Genomic DNA, 13,493 nt, shown 5'->3' with positions numbered 1-13,493 from the left:
TATATGCTACTTCAGTACTGTTAATACACCTTTCTGCACCAGGTTGATATCTTTCACTTGGATGATGAACAGATACGAGCCCTGCTGAACCTGCCCGTTCTGGCCTCTTCCGTCCCATCCTTCTTCCGGGTTCGTCGTATGGAACAAGCGGATACCTGCTCTGTCGAATACCTGAATGTCTACATCATTATAAAAGCGGAGTTCAGGTACCGTCCAGGTGTCGTTAACGCCATCATTATCGGGCGTAAAGGCATTTACAATCTTGAGCTTTGTTTCAGGATGGTAAATAGACTTGATCAGTGTGAAAGTTTGTTCTATGGAATTATTAGATGGATCTGTACTTCTGACACGGATGACGAAACTGGTAATGCCGGACAAACCCCGGTTCGACTTCAGGTGCAGTTCATTGCCTCTTATCTCAAAACGATCATTATTTGCATCGCCTTCGCCACTTACAAGCTCATAGCTATGCGCATCATCATCCGGATCTGTTGTGCTGAAAGCACCTATGATTTCATTGTCTTTTGCATCCGGTTCAAAAGTATCTGCACTTAAGTTAAGAACTGTGGGCGCCTGGTTAGGCTCCACCACTACTTTTATCTGAGCCTTTCTATTATCTGTGTTCATAGAGTTAGGCTTAAGCACCAGTTCTCCGCTAAGATTATACGCTCCGGCTACCAGGCCATTGTAGTTGCCCCGCTCCCAGTTGATACTTAAATTTTCTTTTTCGCCATTGGCATAGGTCACCTCTACCTGCTCTGGCAAAGTAAGGCTTTCATAGGTCGTTCTGAAAGGCACTGTAAGAGCTGGGATTTCTTTTACCTCCACCACATTACGGGTTACTTTCCGAACACCCGCTGTCACCTCCCGGCCTTTGTTTCCGGCTGCGTCTACTTGGTAGAAAGTTACTGTCAGGGTACCATCCATCAGGGTTCTCAGGCTGAGTGAGGCAATGGTAAAGTTTCTGGCAGTAGCCGAAGCACTACCTGTAATCTCTTCTCCACCATTACTACTGGTGATTGTAAAATAATAGGTCGCACCAACTTCAGCGCCAGTTACGCCTATGCCTGCAGTTTCCAGGTTCGTTACGTCTATCAGATCCGTCAGAAACTGAACGGCGTAGCCGGATGGAGCAATATCGTCGTAGGCTGTTTCCAGTTTATTGGAGGCTGCATTTCCATTACCCGCAAGATCTGTTGCTTTACCGGTAGCAAGCGAAACCGCTACCACAGCCTCTCTGCCAGAGGTGGGTGTTATAGTTGCGGTATAGGTAAGTTTATCAACTGCTCTGAGATTATGAAGGGTGCCGTTGCTTACGGTAAAGTCCGAAGCTTCTAATCCAAACACTTCCTCCGACAGCTTTACCTCTACTGTAAACGCATTTTTAACCGGCCCTGCTTCACCCGATGAAATGGCTACTGTTGGTGCTGTCAGATCAACTGTAACTTTAAATTCGCTACCGGGCTGGCTTTGGTTACCGGCTGCATCCTGTGCTTTTGCCGAGAAATGATAGGTACCTTCGGGCAAGGCTGTACTTTCATAGCTAAAGCTCAAGGTTCTGTTTGCGGCTGCTCTGGCTGTGCCTACTTGTCCTCTGATCTTTTCTAAAATTGTTACAACAGCACCTGCCTCTGCCGTGCCGGAAAGAAGCAAGGTATTATCAGATGTGATCTGGTCATCGGCATAAACACCTCTGTCTTCTGTAATCTTTGTAAAGACAGGTGCTTCAGGAGCTTTTGTATCTACTGTCCAGGTATAAGTGGCAGGCGTGGCATCAATGTTTCCGGCGGCATCTACGGCTCTCACGGCAATGGTATACGTTCCATCTGCCAGGTTATCGAACGTAACCGGATTGGAAGTTACGGCAAAAGTGCCTCCGTTGTAGCTAAGTTCATAGATCACTTTGCTTTCGTTGCTGCTAAACTGAAATGTAGCGGTTCTGCTGTTTGTATTGGCTTCCGGTTTAGATGCAATGGTTGTTTCAGGTGTTCTGTTATCGACAGTGGCAGGTTCTAAAAGCGGCTTCATTACCTTAAACCATTGGTTAGCCATCTTCTGATAGCCGGTGGTGCCGGGGTGCAGCGGATCATCCATATCTCCACCTTGTGTAGTATAGTTATACACGATGCCCGCTTCATTTTCCATATCCACCATTACAATCCGGTCGCTCTTCTCCGCAATCCTTTTCGAAGCCATGGCCTCTAGCTTCTCGTTGAATTTAGTAGTTAAAGGAATCGCCTGCGGATCATTTGGATTCGGAATACGGCTGATGATCCGGGCCAGAACAACAGTAACTTCCTTATTGGCGCGCGCTTCGTACGCATCCACTTCATCCAGAATCGTACTCATTTCGGCAATAGCCTGATCACTGTCTGTTACGCCATACTGTCCGCCGTTTGTGCCAAGGTGTACCAGCAGCATATCCGGACTATATTCGTCCAGATAACGACCGGCTGCTCCTCTGCTTATGGTCTCTCCTCCCTGGTTCTGGTAGCTGCCATTTTTCAGTAGCGCCAGCAAGTCCATTGTGCGGGCACCCGGAAAACCGGCATTCTCGTCGTCAGCCATAAAAGCGCTGCCCGATTTCTCACTGCCTACATAGTTGAATTTAACCTGTGCATTGTTGAGGAGGTCGTACAGGAATTTCCTGTATGCCACTCTCTCTGAAACAGGCCTGGAATCGCCGGAGCGCGTGCCATGCGTATTTGAATCTCCGAAGGGCATAATATTGAAGACCTTTGCGGCGGCATGGGTAGTTGCCATAACAGGAGTGCTATAGTCGGTTTCACCTGATCCTGTAACTGCTTTTACTTTATAGTAATAGGTTTCATTAGCCCCCAGGCCTTCGTTGCGGAAACTATAAACCGTTGCAGCGGCAGTGCCATTAATGGTTGCTAGTTCGGTGTAATTTTTATCTCCAGATAAGGAATAGGCTATTATGTACCTGGTTGCACCGGCAACTGCCTTCCATTCGATTGTGATTGCTCCAACCAACGAAGGCCTGGCTTTGACACCGGCAGGACCGGCAGCCACCGCCGCTACTTCTGCTGTTTTGTTTGGTGCGATAGCTGTTTTAGAACCGGGAGCAGCCAATGCAGAAGCTAGAGTTAACAAGAAAACACAGAACAAAGTAACCCAGGCTGTAGAAGGGGTAGAATTGTTACTCATAAGGGTGGTAAGTGCACATTTAGGTTTCAGAACATATTACTAATTCCCGTAATTCACCTGCTCTTGATGCGACAGCACATATCCTCTTCTAAACAAGCGCAGTTTTCAGGATTCAGTTAAATCAACACCGGGTAAAGCCAGATTACCAAGTATCAAATCTTCATTTATATCATATCAAGCTCCTGTGGGAAACATCGATTGTAGTAGTGTATTTTTACTTAAAGACTTGTACTATATTTCAGTATTAATAGTTTTGAATTTTGTGCTCCATACGCATTAATTTTTATAGCTGCCATCTTCTTTATAGAGGGTGCTTGGATAGCCATAGTGCCCGCTGGGCAATTTTGAGCAAAGCTTAACTATAAAGCATTCAAATATTTAGATAATTACATATTAAACCGCATGGCTTAACCGATGCCTTTTAAAATTTGCATTAAATAGTTCTGTTTTTTTCATAGCAGATAAGAAATTTGTTTTGCAGGCAGTCTCCCACCTTCCCCGGAAAAGGAAGCGGGCAGCATAGGCTAAGCTTGTGTACTCCTCAACCAGCAGAAAGGGCCGTGCCTCTTATGAGAGACACGGCCCTTTCTGCTGGTTTTGATACTTATAGAAGTGTTTTTACCAGCTCTGGCGGCCTTCCGATAACAGCCTGATCGCCTTTGATCACGATTGGGCGCTCTATTAGCACCGGGTGCTCTATCATTGCCTGCAGCCACTCTTCCTCAGAAAGTGTTCTTCCTGCAAATTTTTCTTTAAAAATGCGCTCCCCTTTCCGGATCAATTGCGAAGGCTTGATACCCAGTTTCTCTACAATCTCACGCAAATCCGCTACGGTGGGTGTGGCCTTTAAATATTCTACCACTTCTACCTGCTGGCCACTGCTCCTGATAATTTCCAGCGTTTGCCTGCTTTTACCACACCTGTTATTATGAAATATTTTTAACATACTATTCTCCTGATTCGCAAGTTGTAAGGCACCTGCACCTTAACATGACTATCAATTTAAAAACACTTTCGCTATTTTGCAGCAGCTAAAAGCTGATAGCGGTACCTTGTCTGCAAAAATAGGGAATATCCTGTTGAAACCATACATGGCCGCCTCCGCTGATACACGGCATCCAACATGCTAAAACACATTTAAACTATGAGCACTGAAGTAAGAGCACTGGAACCAAAAGAACTGTGGAATAATTTTGCCGACCTGAATGCAGTACCACGCCCTTCCAAGAAAGAAGAGAAAGTGGTGGCGTTTATCCTGCAGTTTGGCAAAAGCCTGGGACTTGAAACGACACAGGATGAAGCAGGCAATGTACTGATTAAGAAGCCTGCCAGTGCAGGTATGGAAAACAGGCAGACAGTGCTTCTGCAGAGCCACGTGGACATGGTGCACCAGAAAAACGCTGATACCGATTTTGACTTCGACAAACAGGGGATTGACATGTATGTGGATGGTGACTGGGTAAAAGCCCGAGGCACTACGCTGGGTGCAGACAATGGCATCGGGGTTGCCTCACTCATGACCGTTCTTGCTTCAAAAGACATGGTCCATCCTCCGATAGAAGCGCTTTTTACAGTAGACGAAGAAACAGGCATGACCGGTGCATTAGGCCTTAAAGGAGGCTTGCTTAATGCCACAATTATGCTTAACCTGGATACCGAAGAAGACCATGAACTGACCATAGGCTGTGCGGGTGGTATAGACGTAACAGCAACAGGCACTTATAAACAAACCACGGTTCCGGCTGATTTCATATCGTATAAACTTACTGTTAAAGGACTCACGGGCGGCCATTCGGGTATGGATATTTACCTTGGCCGTGCCAACTCCAATAAGCTGCTGAACCGCCTGCTGCTTCTTGCTTCGGAACAGTTTAACATCGGCATAGGCCAGTTTGATGGGGGTAGTTTACGAAATGCCATTCCGAGAGAGGCCTCTGCTGTAATTGCCTTATCCAAAACAGAAAGTCAAGCGCTGGAAACATTCATACAGGAACAGGAGCAGGTGCTGAAAACTGAATATGCGACTACCGATCCCTCTCTTACGATTCAACTGGAGCAGGTAGCCATCCCGGAAAAAGTGGCTGATGCGGCCTTTCAGCATACGTTTTTACGGGCGCTGTATGCCTGCCCTAACGGAATATACCGTATGAGTCCGGAAATTGAGCACCTGGTGCAGACTTCTAACAACGTGGCACGAGTGCTGTTAAAAGACGGGGAATACCAGGTGCTTTGCCTGACCCGCAGCTCTGTAGATACTGAAAAAATGGACATGGCTACAGCTATAAAAAGTGCTTTGGAACTGGCAGGCGCTTCCGTAGAGTTCAGCGGTTCCTATCCCGGCTGGACACCGCGCCCTGGTGCAACCATTGTAAAGCTTATGAGCGAACTGTACGAGGAGAAGTTCAACGATGTACCGCATGTAAATGCCTGCCACGCCGGGCTCGAGTGTGGCATTATCGGAGCCAACTATCCTGAAATGGAAATGATCTCCTTCGGTCCGAATATCCGGGGCGCTCATTCACCGGATGAGAAGGCGCAGATTAGTTCGGTGCAGAAGTACTGGGACTTTTTTACAGAAACATTAAAGCGCATACCTCCCAGGCAGTAGCTAACTAGACTGTTTTTAAATAAGCCGGATGCTGATATTAAAACCTTGCTGTTTCCCCTATGTCTGGAAATAAATTATTAAATTGAGATATAGTTTCACCTTTATTTAACTATACTGCACAGTGTACCAAACGGATATAAAAAAGGCGCAAAGTTTGCTGCTAAAACATTTAAGCAGTACAACAACAGAACAAGCCATTAAATGGCTTACTCAGAAGATGGATCTGGTGAGGTTATCTACTGCCGATAAAGATCTTTACCTTGCCTTTAGTGCCGCACCGCGTTTTGTGGGTAAAAAGTTGCTGGCACTCGACCCTGCCGCCATAACGGAAGCCAATGCTCTGCGCGAAGGTTTTAATCCGAGCGGCTGGACAACTGATCAGGCTGCCCGCACACTGCTGCTGCTGTCGATCCCGCACACAGACGCCACTGCCTTTGCAGAGAAAATAGACAACCTGTTCGACACAGCCGACATGGGTGAACTGGTAGCCCTCTATGCAAGCCTGCCCCTACTCCCTCACCCGGAGCATTTTAAGCTTCGTGCTGCAGAGGGCGTCAGGTCTAACATGGGCGATGTATTTGAGGCTATTGCACACCAGAACCCCTACCCTGCCGATTACCTGGAGGAAGGAGCCTGGAATCAGTTGGTGCTGAAAACAATATTTGTTGCAAAACCGCTGTTTCTTATTTATGGCCTCGACAAGAGAAGAAACCCTACCCTGGCCCGAATTTTATCTGATTACGCACATGAAAGGTGGGCAGCTGGTCGTTTGGTTACGCCAGAGCTTTGGCGCTCCGTAGGGCCTTTCATAAATGAGCAACTGTTCGGAGATATACAGAAACTCTTTGCTGACGGAGACCCGCTACAGCAGGAAGCTGCTGCTCTGGCCTGTTCGGAATCGGCGTATGTGCCTGCCAAACAGTTTTTAAATACGCACGCAGAACTTCGAAACAGGGCAACCTCCGGTGAGATAAACTGGGAATATATAGGCCAGAGGCACCTCGAACAAAGTATTGCTTAACCTTGCACTAAATTATCAGAACGATATGCTATTTATAGATCCACACATTCATATGACATCGCGGACCACCGATGACTATGAGAAAATGCGTAAAGCCGGCATTGTTGCCATTATCGAACCAGCCTTCTGGCTGGGCCAGCCACGCACCGAAGTAGGCTCTTTTAAGGACTACTACAGCAGCCTGATCGGTTGGGAACGTTTCAGAGCAAGCCAGTTTGGCATTAAGCACTACTGTACTATGGGCCTGAACTCCAAAGAGGCCAACAACGAAGCACTGGCAGAGCAGGTAATGGAGCTTCTCCCCCTTTTCGTGCTGAAAGAAGGTGTAGTAGGCGTTGGAGAGATAGGATATGACGACCAGACGGCAGCCGAAGACAAGTACTACCGCCTGCAACTGGAACTGGCGAAGGAAGTAAACCTGCCGGTGCAGATACACACACCACACCGGGACAAGAAATCAGGCACCATCCGCAGTATGGAAGTAGCACTGGAACATGGCATAGACCCAGGTATGGTCATTGTAGATCATAACAATGAAGAAACAGTAAAAGACGTACTCGACAGAGGCTTCTGGGCTGCCTTTACAATTTATCCAAATTCTAAAATGGGTAATGAACGCATGGTGGAGGTAGTAAAGCAGTATGGCACAGAGCGCATCATGATCAACAGTGCTGCCGACTGGGGCATCAGCGACGCGCTTTCTGTACCTAAAACAGCTGCCCTGATGCTGGAGAGAGGTATTTCGGAGGAGGACGTACAGAAAGTGTGCTACTACAATGCCTTGGCGGCTTTCGGGCAGAGCGGCCAGATGCAGGAATCCGATTGGCTGGAACCATCGCCCATAGACCAGCGACATAAATTTTCTGATAATTCCATACTCCGGGGAGGACAGACGCCAGTTGTAGGCGACCTGCCAAGTTCTAACGACCTGGGAGATCTGATTGTAAAATGACAACACTAGGAGCCTATCTCAGGCTGATGCGACCTGCTAACATTGTAACAGCTGTTGCAGATATTTTGATGGGCTATGCAGCCTCCGGCGCACTACTATCCTTCACAAACCAGGGTAGCAGTGCGCTTTTTTCGAACGACAGCCAGCCTTTGCTCTGGCTGATTTTGGCTACCATAGGGCTCTACGGCGGAGGTGTTGTGTTTAATGATGTTTTTGATGCAGACCTCGACAGGGTGGAGCGGCCGGAAAGACCCATCCCCAGTGGTAAAGCTTCTTTGGGCGGCGCCACAGCGCTTGGCCTCCTGCTGCTTATAGGAGGTATACTGGCTGCCCTGCCGGTTTCGCTGCTCAGTGCCCTTATAGCCCTGGGAGTAGCTTTATGCGCCCTGCTGTACAACTGGAAGGGCAAACACCACCCCGTGCTGGGCCCGATTAACATGGGTACCTGCCGTGGGGGCAATTTGCTGCTGGGCATCAGTGCTGTTCCGGCAGCAGTAGAAGAACTATGGTTTCTGGCCCTGATTCCGATCGTATATATTTCGGCCATTACGATGGTAAGCCGGGGCGAAGTGCATGGTGGCAACACAGCAGCACTGAAAGGAGCTGTTTTACTTTATGTCCTGGTTATAGGCAGTATACTCAGCCTGAGCCTGTTCCTAAACTTTAACGTGCTGTACAGTCTGCCATTCCTGGCGCTGTTTGCTTATTTCATTTTCCCGCCTTTGTTTAAAGCAATGCCTACCAAAGAGCCAAAGCTGGTAATGAAGGCGGTAAAAGCAGGCGTTGTAGCTTTAATTGTGATGGACGCCAGTATAGCTGCGGGGTTTGCAGGATGGATATATGGCCTGTTGGTGCTGGCTTTACTGCCGGTTTCTATGTACATCGCCAGAAAATTTGCCGTAACTTAGCCGCAAAACAAATAGCGGTATAAGCTTTGTTCGAAAGGGCACTTTGCTCTTCGTTTAAACGTTGAAACATTATAGTCAACATTCAACAACACAATGAGATCGATTCATCAGGATTTTAAGGTTCACTTTACCTATAACATACATTTTACAGAGGGTCTGTTTTCGCTTCAGAACCCGCTTCTGGTTGATACCTTAAAACAAAGCGAAAGCCCCGGCCCTTATAAGGTGCTTTTTGTGGTGGATAGTGGCGTTGCCGATACACACCCGCAGCTGCTGCAGGATATTGCCGCCTATACCACCCACTACGCTGATGCTATCAGATCGCTGGCTGAGCCGGTTATAATTACAGGCGGTGAAGAATGTAAGAATAACACTGCCTACCTGAACAAGCTTTTGCAGGCAGTAAACAACTATGGTGTATGCCGCCACTCGTACCTCATCGCTATTGGCGGGGGGGCGCTACTGGACCTGGCCGGCTTTGCAGCGGCTATTGCCCACCGCGGCATCCGCCATATCCGTATACCTACTACCGTCCTCTCACAAAACGATTCGGGAGTGGGTGTAAAAAACAGCATCAACTCATTCGACAAGAAAAATTTCCTGGGCACCTTCGCTCCTCCTTTTGCCGTTCTGAACGATAGCCACTTCCTGCTTACTCTCGACGACCGCGACTGGCGTGCCGGTATTTCAGAAGCTGTTAAAGTTGCGCTGATAAAAGATGAGGCCTTTTACCAGGAGATAAAGAACAATGCCGGGCGCCTGGCCAAAAGAGACATGGCTGCCATGCAGGACCTGATCTTCCGCTGTGCGGAAATGCATGTGGAGCATATCGGAGGCGGAGACCCTTTTGAAATGGGCTCTTCCCGTCCACTGGACTTTGGCCATTGGGCTGCCCATAAGCTGGAGCAGCTTACAAACTATAAAGTACGACATGGCGAGGCAGTAGCCATTGGCATTGCGCTGGATGTTACCTATTCTAAACTCATTGGTATGCTTTCTGAGCAGGAATGCGAGGATGTGCTGCAGGTGTTAACCGATCTTGGCTTCGATTTGTTTATTCCGGAATTAGCCGATGGACTGAATAGTGCCGACAATCGCCTGAGCATCCTGAAAGGTTTAACAGAATTTCGCGAGCACCTGGGCGGGCAACTAACTATTATGCTACTCAGCAAGATAGGAAAAGGCGTAGAAGTGCATCAGATTGAAGAAGAGCTGGTAACACACGCTGTGCAGCAACTAAAGCAACGGCAGTATGCCAAGTCCTTATCAGGTATTCATTAAGAGCGGTACGTAAACGGAGCAATTTTTTTTGTGGATAAGTAGCATTACTTATATCTAACTTAAAACTTCTTTCGTAGTAGAGAGAGCTATTCCACATTTGGATTACCAAATTTATTTTGTTATATTCAATATTGTTTTAATTTTAATGCTGGTTTTTCCCGCAGCTGGTATTCTTTTACCAGTTGTTCTCACATTCCAATGTAAAATTATATGCTCATAGATCTACAACACCATCTAACTTACTGTACCAATATCCATCAGGGGGAAACCTGGGAAGAAGTTTTCAAGAACCTGATTACCTATTTACCTTGCCTTAAAAACCAACTGACTCCCAACAGCCCGTTAGGCATCGGACTACGCCTTTCGGATGTTGCCAGCCGAGAACTGTTAGATGACAACAGGTTGACCGCCTTTAAAAAGTGGCTGGACTCGAACGGGCTCTATATTTTTACCATGAACGGGTTCCCTTATGGCGGCTTTCACAACCAGGTGGTAAAAGACGATGTTCATAAACCGGACTGGACAACCGTTGATCGCCTGGCCTACACCAAGCGCCTGGCACATATACTGGCGTCGCTGCTGCCTCAGGGCGTTATAGGAGGCATTTCTACATCACCATTGTCTTATAAACCATGGCATGGGCAGGATCAGGATAAAATAAACGAGGTATACAGTTCCTCTACGGCCCACATGGTGGAGCTGGTGGAAGAACTGGTAAACATACAGGAAGCAACAGGCAAAACCATTCATATTGATATTGAGCCCGAGCCGGATGGCCTGATTGAGAACAGTACCGAGCTGATTGAGTTCTACTCAAACTGGCTTTTACCGATGGGCTGTAGGCAACTGGCCGAATCGAAAGGCTTTACCAAGGTAGAGGCACAACGTGCTATCCTTACCCATATTCAGGTATGTTACGATGTCTGCCATTTTGCCCTTGCCTATGAGAAGCCGAAAGTGGCGCTGGCTAAGCTGGCTATGGCAGGCATCAAGATTGGCAAAGTACAGTTAAGCGCTGCCTTAAAAGCCAGCATTCCGGAAGATAAGGCACAACGACAGGCCCTGGCCGTAAAGCTACAGCCTTTTGCCGAGTCTACTTACCTGCACCAGGTAATAGAGCAGGATAAATTCGGCAAACTGAAACAGTATACCGACCTGCCTGCTGCGTTAGAGGCATTGCCGGAAACAAATGCACAGGAATGGAGAACACATTTCCATGTGCCACTCTTCACCTCCGAATACAACGGCCTGCAGTCTACACAGGATGATATTAAAGAGGTGCTATGGCTCATGACACAGCAACATGTTTCCTGCCATTTAGAAATAGAAACCTATACCTGGGAAGTACTCCCGGAGGGTCTTAAAAAAGACCTTTCAGATTCCATCCGTCGCGAAATGGATTGGGTTCTGCAAACAATAAAGAAAAAGCAACATGAAGAAAACGGTAGTCCTGAACGTAGTAGGACTTACGCAGTCGCTGCTGTCTGACAGCAACACCCCTTTTCTGTACAAATGGGCATCAGGAGCACAGGCAGCTGCCATACACCCTGTTTTACCTGCTGTTACCTGTGCCGCACAAGCCACTTACCTGACAGGTAAAAACCCCGAAGAACACGGAATTGTTGGCAATGGCTGGTATTTTGAAGAAGAATGTGAGATTAAGTTCTGGCGACAATCCAACAAGCTGATACAGGCTGAGAAAATATGGGAAGCGGCGAAAGCCGCTGATCCTTCTTTTACCTGTGCCAATATGTGCTGGTGGTACAACATGTATTCCAGCGCCGATTATGCGCTTACACCACGCCCGCAGTACCTGGCAGATGGCCGTAAAATGCCCGACTGCTATACCCAGCCAGCTGACCTGCGCGACGTCTTACAGCAGAAATTAGGCACCTTCCCCCTCTTCAGCTATTGGGGCCCTAATACCTCTATCAAAAGCAGTAAATGGATTGCAGATGCCTCTAAAATAACTGACGACCTTTACAATCCTACTCTTACCCTGATTTACCTGCCTCACCTGGACTACAACCTGCAGCGGCTGGGGCCACACGATGCCCGCATTGGTAAAGACCTGCAGGAAATCGATGCCGTATGTGCCGATCTGATCAGTTTTTATGAGGCCAAGGGTGCTAGTGTGATTGTATTGTCAGAATATGGCATCTCAAGCGTAAACCAGCCTATACACATTAACAGAGTTCTGCGTGAGAACCACTACATTTCTGTCAGAGTAGAGCGTGGGCTGGAGCTGCTCGATGCCGGCATAAGCGAAGCATTTGCCGTAGCAGATCACCAGGTTGCGCATGTGTATGTAAAGGACAAATCCAGGATTAAAGAGGTGCAACAGTTGCTGGCAAAAGTACCCGGTATAGAAGAAGTGTTGGCTGGAGACGAAAGAAATAAGTATAACGTGGCCCACGAGCGTTGCGGCGACCTGGTAGCAATTGCCAATGCTGATTCCTGGTTTACGTATTACTTCTGGTTAGACGACAGCAAAGCACCGGATTACGCCCGTATGGTGGATATTCATAAGAAGCCAGGTTACGACCCGGTGGAGATGTTCGCCGATCCGAAAATAAAGTTTCTGATGCCGCTTATAGCAGGAAAACTGATCAAGAAGAAACTGGGTTTTCGTACCTTGATGGATATCATTCCCTTAGACGCCACATTAATAAAGGGATCGCATGGACGGGTACCTGAAAGCCAGGATGAGTGGCCTGTTTTCCTCACTAAAAACAAGCAGGTATCACTTCAACAGAAAATTAAAGCAACAGATGTTTTTACCCTGATTCAGCAGCACTTAGGCCTTACGAAACCACAGGTTGCTCCCGTGCAGCCTTTCTGATCATATCTGAATGCTATAAAACAGAGCAGGCCGCTATATTAGATATAAGCGGCCTGCTCTGTTTTAAGTTTTTACAATATTTTTACCTGCGGCTGGAGAGAAGGCCGGGTTTTACTGCCTTTTCTACCTTCACACTGCCATAAGCAGGACAAACGGTGCGGCTGCAGGAAGAAAAAACTCCAGCCAACATGGCAGCAACGAATATTTTTGCTAGAACAGATTTCATAAAGATTATAAATAGGTGATCATCAAAGAACTAATCCTTCGCAGTTTTTTCTCATATACTCGCTTATAACGTATTTGTTACAAAATACTTATATCTCTTTATGCTTATGCAGCAATATAAATAGGTGTAACAGGCAATCTATCCTTCATAGCTTAGCCTGCCCTGCATTATCCCGCATCTGAAGCTTAAGAAATCACTTTAATTTTGTATATTCAAGCTACTGATAATCATTCAAGATACTTGCTACAAATGCGTCAGATCAGAACCTTACGCCTCATCTGTACCTTCTACAAGAGCTACTTTGTAGCATCACTTGTTATTACAGCCTGTTGCGCCAGTCTTTATTTGAAGTCAGGTTATAGTTTATTTGCAGCTGTGTTCTGGTTTAAAATAATATCCTTAGGGATAATCTTCTATTTTATTAACAGCTATAAAAGCAAAGAGTATTATTACTACCAGAATTTAGGTGTTTCTAAAGTCATGCTCT

General features: G+C 47.0%; 9 protein-coding genes. 7 read left to right on the top strand and 2 right to left on the bottom strand.

Annotated elements, in window-relative coordinates; translation table 11 throughout:
• Nucleotides 1–6: 6 nt before the first annotated feature.
• Nucleotides 7–3,168 (bottom strand): Ig-like domain-containing protein, encoded by a 3,162-nt coding sequence (locus tag C1N53_RS03570; protein WP_137758015.1) that lies wholly within the window; start codon nucleotides 3,166–3,168, stop codon nucleotides 7–9.
• A 604-nt stretch (nucleotides 3,169–3,772) separates the two neighbouring features.
• Entirely contained in the window at nucleotides 3,773–4,114 is a 342-nt protein-coding gene (gene arsC / locus C1N53_RS03565; RefSeq protein WP_137758014.1) for an arsenate reductase (glutaredoxin), read from the bottom strand.
• Between the two features lie 198 nt (nucleotides 4,115–4,312).
• Between arsC and C1N53_RS03560 the strand changes: the two genes are divergently transcribed.
• From C1N53_RS03560 to C1N53_RS03530, 7 genes are all read left to right on the top strand, one after another.
• Nucleotides 4,313–5,776, top strand: a complete 1,464-nt coding sequence (locus tag C1N53_RS03560) for an aminoacyl-histidine dipeptidase (RefSeq protein ID WP_137758013.1) — start codon at nucleotides 4,313–4,315, stop codon at nucleotides 5,774–5,776.
• 154 nt (nucleotides 5,777–5,930) lie between these two features.
• A complete protein-coding gene (locus tag C1N53_RS03555) occupies nucleotides 5,931–6,797 on the top strand; it encodes an EboA domain-containing protein (RefSeq protein WP_137758012.1) in 867 nt (288 codons plus the stop codon).
• Nucleotides 6,798–6,822: 25 nt separating this feature from the next.
• Entirely contained in the window at nucleotides 6,823–7,749 is a 927-nt protein-coding gene (locus C1N53_RS03550; RefSeq protein WP_137758011.1) for a TatD family hydrolase, read from the top strand.
• Nucleotides 7,746–8,657, top strand: coding sequence for a UbiA-like protein EboC (gene eboC / locus C1N53_RS03545; RefSeq protein WP_137758010.1), 912 nt, complete (start codon nucleotides 7,746–7,748; stop codon nucleotides 8,655–8,657). The genes C1N53_RS03550 and eboC overlap by 4 nt, the downstream gene beginning before the upstream one ends.
• Before the next feature lie 93 nt (nucleotides 8,658–8,750).
• Nucleotides 8,751–9,938: a 3-dehydroquinate synthase gene (locus C1N53_RS03540; RefSeq protein WP_137758009.1), complete on the top strand. Its 1,188-nt coding sequence runs from the start codon at nucleotides 8,751–8,753 to the stop codon at nucleotides 9,936–9,938.
• Between the two features lie 210 nt (nucleotides 9,939–10,148).
• On the top strand, nucleotides 10,149–11,426 hold the full coding sequence (gene eboE, locus C1N53_RS03535; protein ID WP_137758008.1) for a metabolite traffic protein EboE: 1,278 nt from the start codon (nucleotides 10,149–10,151) through the stop codon (nucleotides 11,424–11,426).
• Complete coding sequence (locus C1N53_RS03530) at nucleotides 11,371–12,780, top strand: alkaline phosphatase family protein (protein WP_137758007.1); 1,410 nt, start codon at nucleotides 11,371–11,373, stop codon at nucleotides 12,778–12,780. The genes eboE and C1N53_RS03530 overlap by 56 nt, the downstream gene beginning before the upstream one ends.
• Nucleotides 12,781–13,493: the final 713 nt, after the last annotated feature.

The sequence above is a fragment of the Pontibacter sp. SGAir0037 genome, from assembly GCF_005491705.1.
Classification (GTDB): Bacteria; Bacteroidota; Bacteroidia; order Cytophagales; family Hymenobacteraceae; genus Pontibacter.
The sequence above is the reverse complement of the archived record's forward strand: the minus strand, read 5'-3'. Positions and strand labels throughout refer to the sequence as shown.